Source organism: Nocardia neocaledoniensis (assembly GCF_003182135.1).
Lineage (GTDB): Bacteria > Actinomycetota > Actinomycetes > Mycobacteriales > Mycobacteriaceae > Nocardia > Nocardia neocaledoniensis.
The window spans coordinates 778,279-795,960 of record NZ_QGTL01000004.1; the positions used below are offsets into that span (position 1 = coordinate 778,279).

At 68.8% G+C, this 17,682-nt stretch carries 17 protein-coding genes and 1 tRNA gene; 10 read left to right on the forward strand and 8 right to left on the reverse strand.

Going from position 1 to position 17,682, the window contains the following annotated elements; translation table 11 throughout:
- The first annotated feature begins 137 nt into the window (after positions 1–137).
- The 4 genes from DFR69_RS15555 to DFR69_RS15570 all read left to right on the forward strand — a co-directional run bounded on the left by DFR69_RS15555 (position 138) and on the right by DFR69_RS15570 (position 3,904).
- Positions 138–1,403, forward strand: a complete 1,266-nt coding sequence (locus DFR69_RS15555; protein ID WP_110038208.1) for an aspartate kinase — start codon at positions 138–140, stop codon at positions 1,401–1,403.
- 3 nt (positions 1,404–1,406) lie between these two features.
- Positions 1,407–2,441: an aspartate-semialdehyde dehydrogenase gene (locus tag DFR69_RS15560; protein WP_110038209.1), complete on the forward strand. Its 1,035-nt coding sequence runs from the start codon at positions 1,407–1,409 to the stop codon at positions 2,439–2,441.
- Between the two features lie 87 nt (positions 2,442–2,528).
- Entirely contained in the window at positions 2,529–2,954 is a 426-nt protein-coding gene (locus tag DFR69_RS15565; protein ID WP_110038210.1) for a nuclear transport factor 2 family protein, read from the forward strand.
- 32 nt (positions 2,955–2,986) lie between these two features.
- Positions 2,987–3,904, forward strand: coding sequence for an aminotransferase class IV (locus tag DFR69_RS15570; protein ID WP_110038211.1), 918 nt, complete (start codon positions 2,987–2,989; stop codon positions 3,902–3,904).
- On the opposite strand, the gene DFR69_RS15575 is transcribed toward DFR69_RS15570, so the two are convergent.
- Entirely contained in the window at positions 3,901–5,250 is a 1,350-nt protein-coding gene (locus tag DFR69_RS15575) for a serine hydrolase domain-containing protein (RefSeq protein WP_110038212.1), read from the reverse strand. The two genes, DFR69_RS15570 and DFR69_RS15575, sit on opposite strands and share 4 nt — an antisense overlap.
- Positions 5,251–5,325: 75 nt before the next feature.
- Positions 5,326–6,564, reverse strand: coding sequence for an APC family permease (locus tag DFR69_RS15580; protein WP_208643971.1), 1,239 nt, complete (start codon positions 6,562–6,564; stop codon positions 5,326–5,328).
- 325 nt (positions 6,565–6,889) lie between these two features.
- Here DFR69_RS15580 and DFR69_RS15585 point away from each other — a divergent pair, with 325 nt between their 5' ends.
- From DFR69_RS15585 to DFR69_RS15595, 3 genes are all read left to right on the forward strand, one after another.
- Positions 6,890–7,327, forward strand: a complete 438-nt coding sequence (locus tag DFR69_RS15585) for a Fur family transcriptional regulator (protein ID WP_110038319.1) — start codon at positions 6,890–6,892, stop codon at positions 7,325–7,327.
- A complete protein-coding gene (locus DFR69_RS15590; protein WP_110038214.1) occupies positions 7,324–8,775 on the forward strand; it encodes a catalase in 1,452 nt (483 codons plus the stop codon). The genes DFR69_RS15585 and DFR69_RS15590 overlap by 4 nt, the downstream gene beginning before the upstream one ends.
- Positions 8,776–9,242: 467 nt before the next feature.
- Positions 9,243–9,911, forward strand: a complete 669-nt coding sequence (locus DFR69_RS15595; RefSeq protein ID WP_244198265.1) for an arsenate reductase ArsC — start codon at positions 9,243–9,245, stop codon at positions 9,909–9,911.
- On the opposite strand, the gene atzF is transcribed toward DFR69_RS15595, so the two are convergent.
- The gene (gene atzF, locus DFR69_RS15600; RefSeq protein WP_110038215.1) at positions 9,868–11,577 is read right to left on the reverse strand and encodes an allophanate hydrolase; all 1,710 of its coding nucleotides are present in this window, start codon (positions 11,575–11,577) and stop codon (positions 9,868–9,870) included. The genes DFR69_RS15595 and atzF overlap by 44 nt on opposite strands.
- Before the next feature lie 10 nt (positions 11,578–11,587).
- Positions 11,588–12,292 carry a GntR family transcriptional regulator gene (locus DFR69_RS15605; protein WP_110038216.1) on the reverse strand — a complete coding sequence of 235 codons (705 nt, stop codon included), beginning with the start codon at positions 12,290–12,292 and terminating at the stop codon, positions 11,588–11,590.
- 211 nt (positions 12,293–12,503) lie between these two features.
- On the opposite strand from DFR69_RS15605, the gene DFR69_RS34465 reads away from it, so the two are divergent.
- Positions 12,504–12,665, forward strand: a complete 162-nt coding sequence (locus DFR69_RS34465) for a hypothetical protein (protein ID WP_167456268.1) — start codon at positions 12,504–12,506, stop codon at positions 12,663–12,665.
- 40 nt (positions 12,666–12,705) lie between these two features.
- Positions 12,706–13,173, forward strand: a complete 468-nt coding sequence (locus DFR69_RS15610) for an NUDIX domain-containing protein (RefSeq protein ID WP_110038217.1) — start codon at positions 12,706–12,708, stop codon at positions 13,171–13,173.
- A gap of 12 nt (positions 13,174–13,185) precedes the next feature.
- Here DFR69_RS15610 and DFR69_RS35225 read toward each other — a convergent pair whose 3' ends face one another.
- The 4 genes from DFR69_RS35225 to DFR69_RS15630 form a co-directional block, all read right to left on the reverse strand.
- Complete coding sequence (locus DFR69_RS35225) at positions 13,186–13,995, reverse strand: PH domain-containing protein (protein ID WP_110038321.1); 810 nt, start codon at positions 13,993–13,995, stop codon at positions 13,186–13,188.
- 336 nt (positions 13,996–14,331) lie between these two features.
- Positions 14,332–14,405: transfer RNA gene (locus DFR69_RS15620), tRNA-Pro, on the reverse strand.
- Positions 14,406–14,461: 56 nt separating this feature from the next.
- Positions 14,462–16,039 (reverse strand): DUF8017 domain-containing protein, encoded by a 1,578-nt coding sequence (locus DFR69_RS33990; protein ID WP_146229289.1) that lies wholly within the window; start codon positions 16,037–16,039, stop codon positions 14,462–14,464.
- 39 nt (positions 16,040–16,078) lie between these two features.
- Positions 16,079–17,041: a metallophosphoesterase gene (locus DFR69_RS15630; protein ID WP_110038219.1), complete on the reverse strand. Its 963-nt coding sequence runs from the start codon at positions 17,039–17,041 to the stop codon at positions 16,079–16,081.
- 121 nt (positions 17,042–17,162) lie between these two features.
- Between DFR69_RS15630 and DFR69_RS15635 the strand changes: the two genes are divergently transcribed.
- The gene (locus DFR69_RS15635) at positions 17,163–17,627 is read left to right on the forward strand and encodes a GatB/YqeY domain-containing protein (RefSeq protein WP_110038220.1); all 465 of its coding nucleotides are present in this window, start codon (positions 17,163–17,165) and stop codon (positions 17,625–17,627) included.
- Positions 17,628–17,682 lie beyond the last annotated feature (55 nt).

Sequence of the window (17,682 nt, forward strand, 5' to 3'; positions counted from 1 at the left end):
ATCCCGTGGTCATCGACAGGTGACAAGCCTGTGTCGTTTTCCACAGGCTGGGGAGGTAGCGGGGAAACCGGTGGACTCGGGCCGGTACTCTTGGTCGCTGATACCAAGCCTTGCTGTCGATCGTGAAGGACCTAGCCGTGGCTCTCGTTGTTCAGAAGTACGGAGGATCCTCGGTGGCCACCGCCGAGCGGATCCGGCGCGTCGCTGAACGGATCGTGGAGACCAAGAAGCAGGGCCACGACGTGGTCGTGGTCTGCTCGGCGATGGGTGACACCACCGACGAACTGCTCGATCTCGCCGAACAGGTGGCGCCGGCGCCGCCCGCTCGCGAGATGGACATGCTGCTCACCTCCGGCGAGCGCATCTCGAACGCGTTGGTGGCCATGGCGATTCATTCGCTCGGCGCCGAGGCGCGCTCGTTCACCGGCTCGCAGGCCGGCGTGATCACCACCGGCGCGCACGGCAACGCCAAGATCATCGACGTCACTCCCGGCCGCCTGCGGGAGGCGCTCGACGAGGGGCAGATCGTGCTCGTCGCCGGGTTCCAGGGCGTCAGCCAGGACAGCAAGGACGTCACCACGCTGGGCCGCGGTGGTTCCGACACCACCGCCGTCGCCCTGGCCGCCGCGCTGAAGGCCGACGTCTGCGAGATCTACACCGACGTCGACGGCATCTTCAGCGCCGACCCGCGCATCGTCGGCGACGCCCAGAAGCTCGACAAGATCTCCTACGAGGAGATGCTCGAGATGGCGGCCTGTGGCTCGAAGGTGCTGATGCTGCGCTGCGTGGAGTACGCGCGCCGCTACAACGTGCCCGTTCATGTCCGGTCGTCCTACACCGACAAGATCGGCACCACTGTTTTCGGATCGATGGAGGACATTCCCGTGGAGCAGGCAATCCTGACCGGCGTCGCGCACGACCGCAGCGAGGCCAAGGTGACCGTCGTCGCCCTGCCGGACGAGCCGGGCTACGCGGCCAAGGTGTTCCGTGCGGTGGCCGACGCCGAGATCAACATCGACATGGTGCTGCAGAACATCTCCAAGGTCGACACGGGCAAGACCGACATCACCTTCACCCTGCCCAAGACCGACGGCGCCCGCGCGGTCGAGATGCTCACCAAGCGCCAGGACGAGATCGGCTTCGCACAGGTCCTCTACGACGACCACATCGGCAAGGTCTCCCTGGTCGGCGCGGGCATGAAGTCGCACCCCGGCGTCACCGCCACCTTCTGTGAGGCGCTGGCCAACGCGGGCGTGAACATCGATCTGATCTCCACCTCGGAGATCCGGATCTCGGTGCTCGTGCGCGACACCGAACTCGACGAGGCCGTGCAGGTCCTGCACCAGGCCTTCGATCTCGGCGGCGAAGAGGCCGCCGTCGTCCACGGCGGAACGGGGCGTTAAGCGATGGGTGTACGGGTAGGAGTCGTCGGCGCGACCGGTCAGGTCGGCGCCGTCATGCGGAAGCTGCTGGAAGAGCGCAACTTCCCGGCCGACGAGGTGCGTTTCTTCGCCTCGGCGCGCTCGGCGGGCAAGACGCTGCCGTGGCGCGGCGGCGAGATCGTCGTCGAGGACACCGAGACCGCCGATCCGTCGGGTCTGGACATCGCGCTGTTCTCGGCCGGTGCCACCATGTCGCGTGTGCAGGCCCCGCGCTTCGCCGCGGCGGGCGTGACGGTCATCGACAACTCCTCGGCCTGGCGCAAGGATCCCGATGTGCCGCTGGTCGTCTCGGAGGTCAACCCCGAGGCCACCCGCAACCTGCCCAAGGGCATCATCGCGAACCCGAACTGCACCACCATGGCCGCGATGCCGGTGCTCAAGCCGCTGCACGACGTGGCGGGCCTGCAGCGCCTGATCGTGTCCTCGTACCAGGCCGTCTCCGGCTCGGGCCTGGCCGGTGTCGAGGAGCTCGCCTCGCAGATCCGCGCGGTGGCCGGCGATGCCGAGAAGCTGGTGCACGACGGTTCGGCCGTGGAGTTCCCCGCGCCGAACAAGTACGTCGCCCCGATCGCGTTCGACGTGATCCCGCTCGCGGGTTCGCTGGTCGACGACGGCACCGGCGAGACCGACGAGGACCAGAAGCTGCGCAACGAGAGCCGCAAGATCCTCGGCCTGCCCGACCTGCTGGTCAGCGGCACGTGCGTGCGCGTGCCGGTCTTCACCGGGCACTCGCTGTCGATCAACGCCGAATTCGCCGAACCGCTTTCGGTGCAGCGGGCCACCGAGCTGCTGGCCAAGGCGCCCGGCGTGCGCCTGGTCGACGTGCCCACCCCGCTGGCCGCCGCCGGCCAGGACGACTCGCTGGTCGGGCGCATCCGCCAGGATCCCGGCGTCCCGAGCGGTCGCGGTCTGGCCCTGTTCATCTCGGGTGACAACCTGCGAAAGGGCGCCGCGCTCAACACCATTCAGATCGCGGAAGTTCTGCTGAACAACCGCTGAGTGTCGCCGTACGACGGGCCGGGCCGCGAGGCTCCGGCCCGTCGTCGCGTTTGACCGCCGTGCGCGCGGTGCGGATCATGGGGTTTCATGACTCCGGTTCAACTGGTCGAACAGCTGCTCGCCGTCGTCCCCACCCGGGACGCGGCCGCCTTCACCGCCTTCTTCGCCGACGACGCGGCCTTCGAACTGCCCTTCGGGCCGGGCGGCGCGCCGGTGCGGATCGAGGGCAGGGAGGCCATCCGGGCGGCCCTGGCGCAGGGCTGGTCGGCCACCTCGGCGGTGCAGGTGCACGCCATCCACCCGCGGATCTACGCCACCGACGATCCGGAGGTCGTGATCGTGGAGAACGAGGTGGAGGTGACCCGTCCGGGGCAGGAACGCACGCGAGTCCGGTCCGCCGTCAACGTGATCCACGTGCGCGACGGCGAGGTCGTGCTGTTCCGCGACTACCTCGACCCGGCGCCCATGGCCGCCGCCGCGGCCCGTGCCGGTCACGGCTCGGTAAACGGTTAGCCGGGGGCGGGAGCTGCTGTTAGTTTTGCCGGATGGCGCAACCGCATCCGCACGTATTCCTCGGTGACAAGCTCGTTCCCGCTGCTCAGGCGACCGTCGGCATCGCCACCTCGGCGGTGCTCTACGGGCTCAGTGTCTACACGGTGTTTCCCGTGCGGGTCGCCGACGGTGCGCGCAGCGCGTTCCGGCTGGCCGACCATTTCCGGCGGCTCGAGGAGTCCTGCAAGATCATCGGGATCGACCGGTTCGCCCAGGAGTGGGACTACGCGCGCTTCCAGGAGGCGGTGGTCGACCTCGTCGAGGCGAACGATCCGGCCGACGACGTCTTCGTGCGCGTGAGTGTGCATGTGGTGGAGTCGATTCCGGGCACGCGGGTGCGCGGGTGCGCCATCGAGGTGAGCATGTTCGTCTACGACGCGGTACCGATCGTGCCGCAGGACGGCATGCGGCTGAAGTCGAGCCCGTGGCGCCGGATCCCCGACAACGCCATCCCCTCGCGCGCGAAAGTCAACGGCGCGTACGTGAACTCGGTGCTGGCGAAGCAGGACGCCATCGACAGCGGCTACGACGACTGCATCTTCCTCGATGCCAACGGCCACGTCTGCGAACTGTCCGCGGCCAACATCTTCCTGGTCCGCGGCGGCACCCTGATCACCCCCGATGTCTCCTGCGACATCCTCGACGGCATCAACCGGCGCACCGTGCTCACCCTCGCCCGCGAGGAGGGCATCCCGGTGCAGGAGCGCACCGTCGATCTGACCGAGCTCTACATCGCCGACGAGGTGTTCGTCACCGGCACCTCGGCGGGCGCCGCGCCGGTGTTCGAGGTCGACGGACGCACGGTCGGCGCGGGCGTCGTCGGCCCGGTCACCACCACCCTGCGCAAACGGCACGCCGACGCCCTGCGCGGCGACACCGACCACGGCTGGACGACCACGCTGGACCGCTAGCGGATGCCGGGGGTGCGCGGGTCGTCGCCGAGGCAGACCAGGATCGCGCACCCCGGCGGAATGCTGGCGAACGGCGCCGCCAGCGGCTGGTTCAGGCAGTCGAACACCGTGCAGCCCGGGTAGGCGCCCGGCCCGATGCCGAAGACCGCGAGCAGGATGTTGCTGTCGACCAGCGTGGCCGGATCGAACTGCACCGGCGGCTCCACGTACGGCTGCGCGGTCGGCGCCTTCGTGTCGGTGAACGCCTCGAACAGCCTGCGGAAGAACTCGTGCGGCAGCTCCTCGGTGTGCGCGATCACCCCGCTCGGTCCGTACTTCGTCTCGTTGCCGAACGCGCCGGTCCACATCACCATCAGGTCCAGGCTCGGCATGAACCACACGTTCTGCAGGCCGAGGCCGGACATGAAGAAGGTGTCCGACGGCAGGAAATCCGGTGACTCGGCGCAGTTCTCGCCGATCCAGAACAGGTAGCCGTAGCAGCTGTTCCGCGGCGACGGGGTGCGCGCTTTGCGCAGGTAGTCGGCGGAGATCAGGCGCTGTCCCGCCCATTCGCCCTCGTTGGCGACGAGCAGGCCGATCTTGGACAGGTTGTCGGGCGGCATCATCAGGTGGGCGTAGCCGTAGGTGTGGCCGGAGCGATCGCGCGCCCAGTAGTAGTCGGTCTTCGCGATGCCGAGCGGATCGAACAGCTCACGCTGCGCGAACTGCTGCAGCGGCTCGCCGACGGCCAGCTCGATCACGTACGAGAGCAGGTCGACATTGCGCTGGCTGTAACTGAATTCGGTGCCGGGCGGGTTGGCCAGCTCGACCGCCAGCGCCTGCACCGCGCTGTTCGGGTCCACCGGGATCACCGCGGTGATGCCCTCGGTGAGCACGCCCGTCTTCATGCCGGAGGTCTCGGTGAGCAGGTTCTCGACTGTGATCGCGCGGTGCGTCGCGTCGCCCAGACCGGCGGGCAGGTAGCGGTCGATCGGGGCGTCGATCGCGAGTTTTCCCTGGTCGGAGGCAATTCCGGCGAGCATCGAGACCACGGACTTGGTGACGCTCCAGATGTTCCAGGCCACCTTGCCGGTCTCGGCGTTGCGCAGGCCCTCGCCGACCAGGCAGTTGTGCCGGAAGACCTGCACGTTGTTGCGATTGCGGGTGGCCGCGAACTGCAGCGCCGCTTCGAGTTTCGCGGGATCGAGGCCGACCTGTTCGGGGCGGGCGCGTTCGAGTTCCCGCGCGGAGGTCACCTCGCAGCTCTTCGAGGTGGCAGGCGCTGCCTGCGCGGGGGCGCCGAGCAGGCACCCCGAAACCAGTGCGACCGCGAACGTCCCCGCGAGAAATCCCCTGATCAGCCCCATACGGCCGAGACTAGACCGCCGCGTCGTCCGTAACCCGTAAAGCGGGGCCGCGCGATCCCCTGTCCACCGGTATGTTCACACACCCGTAAAACCCCGAAGGTGGTAAACCGCCGCGCCGCAGGCCAGCACGGCGAGTCCGGCGAGCACGGAGGCGAGCGGCAGCGCGAACGCGACGACCACGCAGCCGAGCGCGCCGACCACCGGCACCCAGCGCGCCGGCCTGCCCTCCTCCGCCGTGAGGGTGGCCGCCGACAGGTTCGCGACCAGGTAATACCCGAGCACCGCGAACGAGGAGAACCCGATCGCCGTCCGCAGGTCGACGCTCGCCGCGAGCACCGCGACGACGGCGCCGACCGCGAGCTCGGCGCGATGCGGCACCGCGTAGCGCGGATGCACCGCGGCCAGTGCGCGCGGCAGATGGCCGTCGCGCGCCATGGCGAGCGTCGTCCGGGAGACGCCGAGGATCAGCGCCATCAGCGAACCGACGGCGGCGAGTACCGCGCCCGCGCGGACCACCGGCGCCAGCCACGGCGCGCCCGCCGCGGTGACGACCCGCGCGAGCGGGTCGTGCGCTGCGGCGAGTCCGCCGGAGCCCAGTGTCAGCAGCGCGGCCACCGCGACCAGCGCGTACACCGTCAACGCGCCCGCCAGGGCGAGCATGATCGCGCGCGGAATCGTGCGCTCCGGATCACGCACCTCCTCGCCGAGCGTCGCGATCCGCGCGTATCCCGCGAACGCGAAGAACAACAGCCCCGCCGCCTGCAGCACCCCGTACGGCCCGATCTCCTTGTCGAGCACTGTGGCCTCCGCGTGGTCCCCGCCGATCCCGACCACGACCACCGCGGCCAGCACCAGCAGCACCAGCCCCACGATCACCCGCGTCGCCAGCGCCGACTTCTGCACGCCGACGTAATTGATCCCGGTCACCAGCAGCACCGCGACCACCGCCACCGCGTGCGCGTACGCCGGCCAGGCGTAACTGCCGACCGTCAACGCCATCGCCGCGCACGAGGCCGTCTTCCCGACGACGAATCCCCACCCGGCCAGATATCCCCAGAACTCCCCGAGCCGCTCCCGCCCGTATACATACGTCCCGCCCGACACCGGATACAGCGCCGCCAACCGCGCCGACGACATCGCGTTGCAGTACGCCAGCACCGCCGCCAGCCCGAGCGCCACCAGCAGCCACGACCCGGCCACCCCCGCCGCGGGCCCCAACGCCGCGAACACCCCGGCCCCGACCATGGCGCCGAGCCCGATCACCACCGAGTCCCGCAGACCCAAACCACGTCGCAACGGCGCATCAGCTCCCATGCGCCCCATCCTCGAGCATGAACAGGTTCGCCGCCTCCCGACACGAAAAAAGCCGCCAGGTCGATGAGGGAGACCTGGCGGCTTTTCGAGTCGAAGGGCCGCCGCGTGGGCGGCCCGTCAGGGTGTCGACGCCCCACAAGCGCCTCTCGGCGAGTGGTCGCTCGTAGCGACAAAGGGGTGAGGCCCGGGGCTGTTCGGACGCCGACAGTGGGGTTCAACCACGGCGCCCGGCGAGCTATTCCGGTGCCCTGATGTGATCCGCGCAACGGCAGATTGAACTTCTCCAATTCTTGACTAATTCCAGAAAAAGAGGAGAGTGGATGACGTGCACACCGAGGACATCGACGCTCGCCGACTGTTGCGCGAGGCCGGGCTGCGGGTCACCGCGCCCAGGCTCGCGGTGTTGAACGCGGTCGCGGCGCGGCCGCACGCGGACGCGGAGGCGATCACCGCCGCCGCGCGGGCCGCGCTCGGGACGGTGTCGACGCAGGCGGTGTACGACGTGCTCAACGCCTGCGTGCGAGTGGGGATCCTGCGCCGGATCGAGCCGGCCGGTTCGCCTGCCAGGTTCGAGACCCGGACCGGGGATAATCACCATCACCTGGTGTGCCGAAGTTGTGGGGCGGTCGTCGACACGGACTGTGTCGTCGGCGCCGCGCCCTGTCTGCAGCCCGCGGACGATCACGGTTTCGCGATCGATGAGGCCGAGGTCGTCTTCTGGGGGCTGTGCCCCGACTGCCGAAATCAGGAGGACGCGAAATGACCAAGCCGACCACCACCAACACCGGAAGCGCCGTCGAGAGCGACGACGAGTCGCTCACCGCCGGAACCCAGGGGCCGGTGCTGCTGCACGACCACTACCTGATCGAGAAGCTGGCCCAGTTCAACCGCGAGCGGGTGCCGGAGCGGATCGTGCACGCCAAGGGTTCGGGCGCCTACGGCGAGCTGGTGGTGACCGGCGACGTCAGCCGCTACACCAAGGCCAAGCTGTTCCAGCCGGGCGCGCGCACCGAATCGCTGGCCCGCTTCTCCACCGTCGCCGGTGAGCAGGGCAGCCCCGACACCTGGCGCGACCCGCGCGGTTTCGCGGTGAAGTTCTACACCGAGGACGGCAACTACGACCTCGTCGGCAACAACACCCCGGTCTTCTTCATCAAGGACGCGATGAAGTTTCCCGACTTCATCCGCTCGCAGAAGCGCCTGCCTGGCAGCGGCCTACGCGATCACAACATGCAGTGGGACTTCTGGACGCTGCGCCCGGAGTCGGCGCACCAGGTGACCTGGCTGATGGGCGATCGCGGCCTGCCCAGGACCTACCGCCACATGGACGGCTTCGGCTCGCACACCTATCAGTGGATCAACGCCGAGGGCGAACGATTCTGGGTGAAGTACCACTTCAAGACCGACCAGGGCATCGAATTCCTCACCCAGGCCGAGGCCGACACCCTCGCCGGTTCGGATCCCGACTACCACCGTAAGGACCTGTGGGACGCGATCGAGCGCGGCGATTTCCCGAGCTGGACGCTGAAGGTCCAGGTGATGCCGGTCGCCGAGGCCGAGGGCTACCGCTTCAACCCGTTCGACCTCACCAAGGTCTGGTCGCAGCGCGACTACCCGCTGATCGAGGTCGGCAAGTGGACGCTGAACCGGAACCCGGGCAACTTTTTCGTCGACATCGAGCAGGCCGCCTTCGAGCCGTCCAACATCGTGCCCGGCATCGGCTTCTCGCCGGACAAGATGCTGCTCGGCCGCGTCTTCGCCTACGCCGACGCGCACCGCTACCGCATCGGCACCAACTACGCGCAGCTCCCGCCGAACCAGGCCAAGGCCGCCGAGGTGAACTCCTACTCGAAGGAGGGCGCCATGCGGTACCACTACAACGCCGCGGATGTGCCGGTGTACGCGCCGAATTCGTACGGCGGCCCGCACGCGGATCCGGCCGCGGCCGGTGACGGCGGGCTGTGGGAGTTCGAGCCGTCGATGGTGCGGGCCGGCTACATCGAGCACGCCGAGGACGGTGACTTCACCCAGGCGGGCACGCTGGTGCGGGAGGTCCTCGACGACGCGGCGCGGCAGCGGCTGGTCGACAACATCGTCGGGCATGTCAGTGCCGGGGTGAGCGAACCGGTGCTGAGCCGGGTGTTCGAGTACTGGCGCAATGTCGACGCCGAGCTCGGCAAGCGGGTCGAGGAGGGCGTGCGGGGCAGCTGACCGCCCGGACAGTGAACGAGGCAGGTACGCCGATGGCGTGCCTGCCTCTCGTCGTATCTGTCAGAAGTTGCTGAACCAGTACAGCAGGCTGGCCAGCACCCAGACGATCAAGGTCTCCATCGTCGTTTCTCCATCTTGTCGGTACTTCCATTCTCGCTGATGTATCGCCGCGGGCCGACAAGTTGTTCTTAAGAACCTCTAGAGACGCGCGTCGCATCCTTTTGTCAGACACCGGAACTACCGGGTCCGACCGGTCTCGAGGGGTGATCAGTCGGACCCGGCGGTGCAGACCAGAAGGTGGCTCTTCCAGACGCTGAAGACGCACTGCCGACGGTAACCACACCGACGGACTGGGCCGCGGATGTTCCACCGGGGGTGTCGTGGAGTACGCCGACCGGGCCGGGTCGAAACGAGAGTTACCGGCCCGGTCGTTTGCGTTTGTCACGATCAGCGGTAAGGGTTGAGTAGTGGTCGAGATTGCCGAGCACCGAGACGCCCTTGATCGTGCCGAGGCACGGCTGCGCGAAGAGTTCGCGACGATGTTCGAACCGGACACCATCCACCGCTACCTCTACTCCTCCTACGAGAATTTCGCCGCGCGCGCGACGGTGACCCTGTACCTGCCGCTGCTGGCGGAACGCTTCGGCAGGCAGCGGCTGCAGGCGCTGGCCAAGCTGGAGGGCAAGGTCGCCAAGCCGCGGCCGACGGTGCTGTTCCTGTGCACGCACAACGCGGGCAGATCGCAGATGGCGCTGGGGTTCTTCGAGGAGCTGGCGCTCGGCCGCGCGGTCGCCTGGTCGGGTGGTTCGGAACCGGGCGGTCAGCTCAATCCGGCCGCGGTGGCGGCGATGGCCGAGGTGGGCGTCGACATCTCGCGCGAGTATCCGAAGCCGTGGACCGACGAGATCATCCGCGCCGCCGACGTGATCGTCACGATGGGCTGCGGCGACACCTGTCCGCTGGTGCCCGGCGTGCGCTACGACGAGTGGATCATCGAGGACCCGGCGGGCCTGGAACTGGCCCAGGTGCGCCCGATCCGCGACGACATCCACCGGCGTGTGCTCGGCCTGCTCGCCGAACTCGGCATCGAGGTCACTGAGCCCGCAGGTACGCCACCCAGCCCCCGTACTCGGTGATGTCGGAGGCGGCGACCGCCGCGTCGTAACTGCACGCGAAGCCGACCACGGAGCGGCCGTCGGCCAGATCGATGCTGGTCAGCGCCATCGGCGGGGGGAGTTCGGCGAGGAAGCGGCCGAGTCCGCCGGGGGAGACGAGGAACAGTTCGCCGCTGATCGGGGCGCCGAGGCCCGCGCCGTGCCGGACCAGACCCGGCTTCGCCGGGGTGGTGTCGAGGGCGGTGAGGCGGTAGGCGTCGCTGGTGGTGATCTCGCCGGCGAAGCGGGCGCCGAGCTGTTCGAGCTGCCAGTGCAGGGGCTGGCCACGCAGGTGGGCGCCGAAAACCGCCAGGGGCACAGCGTTTTCCACGAATAGCGGTGGTTCCGCGCCGGTCAGGCGGGCGGCCAGGTCGACGGCGAGCTGGTCGGCGAAGGCGGGGACCACCACCATCACACCGAACGGAAGGCCGTCAGCGGTGGGGGTGCCGGGGACGGCGACGGCGGCGAGATCGAGCAGATTGCAGAAGTTGGTGTACGTGCCGAGGCGGCGGTTGATCGCGAGCGGCTCCGCGGCGACCTCGGCGATCGACGGATGTTCGGTGGTAGTCGGCAGCAGCAGACCGTCGTACCCGGCGAGCAGGGCGGTGGCCGCGGCGCGGGCCCGTGCGAGGGTGTCGAGATCGGTGGCGAAGGCATGGGCGTCGAGTTCCTTTGCCGCGCCGATGATTCCGGCGACGGTCGGATCGAGGCCGGGCGCGCCCTTGTCGACGAATTCGCCGACCGCCGCGTAGCGTTCGGCGACGATCGCGCCGTCGTAGAGCAGCCGGGCGGCGTCGAGCAGCGCGGAGATGTCGATCTCGTGCACCGCGACGCCCTGGTCGCGCAGGGCGGCAACGGTTTCGGTGAAGGCCGCGCGGTAGGCGGTGCTCAGTGGAGTGAGATCGTCCGGACGCGGGATCGCCACCTTCGGCCGGGTGGAGGCGGCCAGGCGCACGTCGGCGGGCCAGGCGCGGCTGCGCGGATCACGTGGCTCCGGTCCCGCCATGGTCCTGGCGGCGGTGACGGCCAGGTCGAGGTCGCCGGCGAAGACGGTGACCGCGTCGTAGTCGGCGCAGGCCGGGACCACGCCGTGCGCGGGGATCACGCCGAGGCTGGCCTTGATGCCGACGATGCCGTGCAGCGCGGCGGGCACGCGGCCCGAGCCCGCGGTATCGGTGCCGATCGCGAGGTCGGCGATGCCCAGCGCGACCGCCACGGCGGAGCCGGAACTGGAACCGCCGGAGATCAATTCGGGATGCGCGGCATTGCGGACGGCGCCGTACGGGCTGCGGGTGCCGACCAGGCCGGTGGCGAACTGGTCCAGGTTCGTCTTGCCCAGCACCAGCGCGCCCGCGGAGACGAGTCGTTGCACGGCCGCGGCGGTTTCGGTTGCCGGATAGCCGAATTCGGGGCAGGCGGCGGTGGTGGGCAGGCCCGCGACGTCGACGTTGTCCTTCACAGCCACCAGCAGCCCGGCCAGCGGCAGGTCTTCGCCCGCATCGAGTCGCCGCTCCAATTCGGCTGCCTCGGTGTGGAGCTCGTCCTGCGGACGCAGGGTGATCCAGACCTCCGGCCGGTCCACCTCGGCGATGCGCGCGTACGCCGCCGCGACCCTGGCGGTCGGCGTCACGGTGTCGGGTGCTGGCATGGCTGGTCTCCTAATCGCTCATGGACATGGCGGCGACGGCGCGCGAGATGCGGTCGAGCACGACATCGAGCGAGTCGCCGATGTGGGTGTGCAGGAGCCGCTGCGCCAGCGCGAGATCGCCGGCGAGGACGGCGTCGAGAATGCCGAGGTGCTCGCTGATGGTGGTCTCGATGCGGTTGTTGATCATGAAGTCGTACATGCGGACATGCCGGATCCGGGAGTTCACCGCGACCAGCGCGCGCACCATCTCGGCATTGCCCGCCGCGGTGAGCAGCGCGACGTGGAATTCCTCGTCGACGACGACGAACCCGGGCTCTTGCGCGGGCGGATCGGCGCGCAGCAGCTCCCAGCGCCGCTGTTCGGCGCGCAGCAGCGACTCGTCATGGGTGAGCGCGGGGTCGGCGCGCACGCGGTCCATGCCGCCGAGCTCGAGGGTGAGGCGCAGCTCGTACAGGTCGCGGATGCGGCTCACGCTCGGCCGGACCGGGCTGAATCCGTACTCCTCGCGCTCGAGCAGACCGTCCGAGCAGAGCATGGTCAATGCCTCGCGCACGGGCGTGCGGGAGATCCCGAAGCGCGCCGACAGTTTGGGCTCGGTGAGGCGGGCGCCGAAACGGATGTCGCCGTTCATCAGCTCGCCGCGCAGCGTCTCGTAGACGACCTCCCGCAGCGGTCTGCCCGGGCCGTCATCCGGTGCATCCACCCTTGTCGACATGGGTGTATACGCTATCGATCGGTAATTTCTATCAAGTGACAGAAAGTAAGCGTCAGGTTAGCGGGTGCTCACAGCCGACACCCTCACCGCGGCCCGATCGCCACTGAGAGCACTTCTCAACCCCTCGCGAACACGCGGTTACTCCAGCCGACACAGTCCGCGCGCACCCTTGCCTTCGACCCTCCCACTCCGCTCACCCGGAAGGGCGAACATGACCGAATCCGCCGCCGCGATCCTGGCCCTCATCCTGGGCCTGTGCGCCGTCATCGCCGTCACCGTCTGGTGGCCGAACCCCCTCGACCGCGAAGCTCCCGAAGAGCCCGTCCTGCACGGCCCCCCGCTCCCACCTGCGCCCCGCCGCGACGGGCCCTGACCGGCACGCCGTAGGTTGCCGGTGAGGTGGGAGGTTGTGGATGAGTTTCCGATTGGCGGCCTACGCCGTCTGTATCGAGGGCGGATCGGTGTTGCTCGTTCGCCACGTGGGGCCTGATGGCGCGGTCCTGTGGACCCTGCCCGGCGGCCGCGTCGAGCACGCCGAAGACCCGTTCGACGCGGTGACCAGGGAATTCGCCGAGGAGACCGGGCATCGCGGGGTTGTCGAGCGGCTGCTCGGCGTGGACTCCCGGGTGATTCCGGCAGAGGCGGCGCGAGCCGGTGTGGAACATCAGAATGTGGGCGTCTTCTACCAGGTAGCCGTCCTGGGCGGCGAACTCCGCGCGGAGCCCGACGGCGCCGCCACCGAGCCCACCTGGACCCCACTCACAGAGGTCGCCGACCTCCGCAGATCCTCCCTCGTGGACATCGGCCTCACCCTGGCCCGAACCCTGCCCACCACCGGCCACGTCGATCCCGTCAACGTCGGCGGCTTGATCCAGCACTGATCAGTCCGGTAGTCACATGCGGGCGAGCAGTTCGGCCTTCTTCGACTCGAACTCGGCGTCGGTCAACAACCCGAGATCACGTAACTCTGCGAGCTTCTTGATCTGATCGGCGAGGTCGGGGGCCACTGTGGCCTGCGCAACCGCGGGCGCCGAGTGTGCAGACCTGACCGTTCGGAACGCCTGGATGAATGTCTCGGCGCGGCCGTGTGGAATCTGCTTGATCTCTGCCGACCGCCCGGAGATCGAGATGTTGATGGTTTCACCGCCCATCTTCTTGGAATGTCCTAGCGATCCAATAGCCGAGAACTCGAACTCTTCCACCTTGGCGCCAAGTATCGACTTGTCGAAGAAGAACAACCGCTGGGTGGTGAGGACCAGCATCCCCTGTCGGCCGTTATAGATGCCTTGCGCGAGCTCGACGACCCGCTCACCGGTGTGCACATACTGAGTGAGAGCGGATGCCTCCAGGAATCCGAAGAACCGGCCCATCTTCCCTAGACGTTCGAGTGCTGCAGCGACGCCGAGATCGTCGACAGTGACGCCCCGAAGCGACTGCAGGATCTCTGTGAGGACTGTGTTGTGCTTGTCGCCCATCATGTCGACAGACCAGTCGACCAGCGTCGTTGTGCCTGTCTCCGGGCGTACGCCGGCGGTGACAGTCGAGGCCCATCGGTTCTTCATCATGGACCGCTTGGCATTGCCAATGATCGGATTGCCGGGAGTGACGTCATAGCCTGCAGCCTGCATCGCTTCGAAGATCGCACGATGCGTCACGTCAGCCGGTGCGAGGATGCGGGTAGTCGAGGTGCGCACGATTCCCATGCCTGTTGATACCAGAGGACCTGGTCAGCTCACGCGCTATTGATTGCATTCCGTCAACTGCGACTTGCGCGCTGTCCGTCGCTTTTGGCCTGGAGTAGACGATGACGAGCGAACGCCAGTCAGTCGGTGGCGACCCGCCGTCCTCCCGCCGCGCTGAACTACTCCGCTGCGCCGCGCTGCAGACCATCGACTGACGACCTGCTAAGTCTTCGTGCATCCGAGTGCTGCGTGTGACTGCGTACGGTGCCCAACCGAGGGGATCGCTGACTCGGGAAAGCAAAGAACCCCTGACCAGGAATCCCAGGTCAGGGGTTCTTTTGTGTCTCAACCAACACGTCGGGGTGACAGGATTTGAACCTGCGACCTCTTCGTCCCGAACGAAGCGCGCTACCAAGCTGCGCCACACCCCGTGAGGCGAACCTGAAGTAGCTTACAACGAGGTGGTCGGAATCGTTAAATTGGGAGGTCAGAGGGCTCGGATGCTGCTGAATATGCGCTTCGCGGCGGCGGCGTCGACGGCGTCGGGGACGCCGGTGTCGGCGATCATGACCATGACGAAGCTGCCGTCTTTCGCGCCCTTGAAGGCGTATGTGTAGATGGAGTAGGTGGGGCCGCAGCCGGGCTTCGGGTTGGGGACGGTGCCCGTGGTTTCGGTGAACATGCCGTCGGTCTTGCCGTCGATGGATTTCAGCGGCTGGGCGGGGCCGGGGGTGCCGGTGGAGCCGGAGTAGGCGAGGGGCGCCGCCTTCTTGCCGAGCTCCGCGCTCGCGGCGGCGTGATCGTCGAGCTTGGAGCCGGTCAGCAGCGACATGGTTCGGGTGGAGCCGGGGCAGTAGTCCCGGCCGTCGGTGGCGTAGCCCTTGCCGATGACGGCGTCTCCGGGCGGTTCACCCACGCCGCCGATGGTCGTCTCGGTGGCGACGGTCCAGCTGGGCGGCACGTCGTAGGCGGCGCCGCGATCGGGGGAGGCAACGACCTGATAGCCCTCGATGAGCGGTTTGCGGTTGGACGCGGCCCCGGTGGGTGTGGGTGTCGTCGAACTCGGCTTGGGCCTGCTCGACGACGGCGCGCCGGTCGTGGTGAGCGCGCTGACCATCGACGGTGTCGCGCCGGAATCGGACGCTTCGGCCGTCTTGTCCTCGCGCGTGAGCACAACAGCCGTGATCGCGACACCACCGAGCAGCAGCGCCGCGAGCCCGGCGCCGACCCACATCGCCGCCTTCCCACCGGACTTCGGCCCACCGACCGCCTGCCCGTACTGCTGCCGCCCGTACTGGTCGAGCGGCGGAACCTCCCCGTACTGCTGCCCACCCGGGGCCCAGTGCTGCCCCGGACCCGGCGGCACCGCCGGATTCCACTGCTGCGCACCGCCGCCCGATGCGCCCTGCCCCCAGCCGGGAGGCGGAACCTGTTGCCCCGCAGGGTTGTTCGTACCGGGCCACGGCGCACCGAGTTGCCCCGGCCCGGGTGGGGGCGTCGGGGGAATCGCGCCGTACCCGCCGAGCGGCGTCGCGTCCTGCTGCCAGGGGTGGGGCGTCGCTCCCGGATGCTGGCCGTGCTCGCCCAGCTGCCGGTCGCCGGGCGGCCACGACTGCGGTGAGCCAGGCTGCGGCGCGGGTGGCCGAGCGCCGGCGGCAGGCTGGTTCAGCTGTGTCGCCTCGGACGGCCACGGCGTACCAGGCTGCACCGGTGGCTGGTAGCCAAAGGTGGGTTGGCCGGGCTGTGGTGAGCCGGGCTGTGGGGCAGGAGCATTGGGGTCGGGCCAGGGCGAACCGCTCAGTTGAGTGGGCTCGGTCTGGGCGCCCGCCGGCGTCCACTGCGTCGGGTCGGGGAGGCCAGGGGGTGGGCCCGAACCATCCCAGCGCAGGGTGGGCGGGAGGCCGGGGCCGCCCGGGGTCCACACCGCGGTGGGGTCGGGTGCCTGCGGTGAACCGCCGGGCGCGGGACGCTGCCATTGCGCGTCGGACTGCTCGCCCGCGCCGGGCCGGTCGGGTCCGCCGGAAACGGCCGGGTCGTCGCGCCGGTCGTCGGGTCCACTGCTCACGTCATTCCCCTACTGACAGAAGTCGTTCGGGGCGAAACCCTAGCGGGCGACGGCCTCCGAGGTGGAGATGCCGTGGCCGGTGTCGGCCGCGGGACGCTTCGGCGGGGCGCCGACCAGGGTCAGCAGGGTGGCCTCGGGGCGGCAGCAGAACCGGTACGGCGCCCACGGGGAGGTGCCGATGCCCGCCGAGACGTGCAGCTGGGTGTGCTCGCCCCACTTGGAGGCGCCCTTGACGCGCGACTTGTCGATGCCGCAGTTGGTCACCAGCGCGCCGTAGCCGGGCACGACAAGCTGCCCGCCGTGCGTGTGGCCCGCGAGGACGAGGTCGTAGCCGTCTTCGGCGAAGCGGTCGAGCACCCGCGGCTCCGGCGAATGGGTGACGCCGATGCTGAGCTGGGCGAGCTGGTTCGGCGCGCCCGCGACGGTGTCGTAGCGGTCGCGCTGCAGATGCGGGTCGTCCACGCCGGCGCTGGCGATGCGGATGCCGGCCACCTCGAGGTCGCGACGGGTGTGGGTGAGGTCGAGCCAGCCGCGCTCGGTGAACGCCGCGCGCAGATCCTGCCAGGGCAGCGGGTCACCGTAAACGCGGCGATGATCCTTCTTGAAATACTTCAGCGGATTCTTCGGCACCGGCGCGAAATAGTCGTTCGAACCGAACACGAACAGACCGGGGCGGGCCAGCAGCGCGCCGAGCGATTGCACGACGGCGGGCACGGCCTTGGGGTGCGAAAGATTGTCACCGGTATTCACGACCAGGTCGGGTTCGAGCCGGTCGAGTTCGCGCAGCCACTGCTGTTTGAGCTGTTGCCCCGGCATCATGTGCAGGTCGCTGACGTGCAGAATGCGCAGCGTCGGCGAGCCGGGCGCGAGCACTGGCATCGTCGCCTCACGCAGGACGAACGCGTTCCGTTCGATCAGCGTGGCGTATCCGATACCGGCGACGGCGGCCCCGGCGGCTCCCAACGCGGTACGGCGGACAGCGGACGTCGAGATAACGGGCATTTGCCCAGCATAGGCGACCCCCTCCCGGAACGGCGCGTGTGTTTCCGCACAAACGGTCCGAATTTCGGCCGCGATGAAAATGTGATGAGACTCGAGTGGCCGAACCGCTAGCGTGAGGCGCATGTCGGAACTGAAAGCGCAACTGCGCGCGGATATGACCGCCGCGATGAAAGCCAAGGACACTCTGCGTCTGTCGACCCTGCGGATGCTGCTCGCCGCGATCCAGAACGCCGAGGTCTCCGGTGCGCAGGCGCGGGAACTCGCCGATGCCGACGTGCTCGCGCTGCTGCAGAAGGAAGCCAAGAAGCGCAACGAGGCGGCCGTCATCTACGAGCAGAACGGGCGCGGTGAACTGGCCGCGAACGAGCGCGCCGAGGAAGAGATCATCGAGCAGTACCTGCCGACGCAGCTGACCGAGGCCGAGGTCGCCAATGTCGCCGACACGGCGATCGCGCAGGTTGCCGAGGAGATCGGCGAGCGGCCCGGCATGAAGCAGATGGGTCAGGTCATGAAGGCGGCCACCGCGCTCGCCGAGGGCAAGGCCGACGGGTCGCGGCTGTCCGCGGCGGTCAAAGCCCGCCTCTGACGCACGAACGACGAAGGGCCGCCGTCCGGAGTGGACGGCGGCCCTTCGCGTTCGC